Source organism: Halomonas sp. ND22Bw, from assembly GCF_003011945.1.
Lineage (GTDB): Bacteria > Pseudomonadota > Gammaproteobacteria > Pseudomonadales > Halomonadaceae > Halomonas > Halomonas halophila.
Window position 1 is genome coordinate 1 of record NZ_PXWD01001376.1, and the last position, 252, is coordinate 252.

The 252-nt window shown below is 62.7% G+C and carries 1 protein-coding gene; it reads right to left on the reverse strand.

The features are described from left to right. Positions 1-252: LysR substrate-binding domain-containing protein (locus CVH10_RS22695; protein WP_369335985.1), on the reverse strand; the 252-nt coding region annotated here is incomplete at both ends.

Here is a 252-nt window from a genome sequence, read left to right on the forward strand (position 1 = left end):
GGGCCAACTCGGAAGGCGAAGTTGGCGTGCCGTGTGCTGCAAGGTAGGCCGGCGTGGCCACCACACTGCGTCGCCCTTGCGCCAGCTTGCGCGCGGTCATGCTGGAGTCCGCTAGCGCGCCCATTCGCAGAGCTACGTCGATTCCTTCGCTGAGCAGGTCGATCACGCGATCGTCCAATACGACGTCGATGGTTAGATCGGGATGCAGGTCGAGGAAGGGCTTGATCTTAGGGACGATGTGGATGCGCGAGA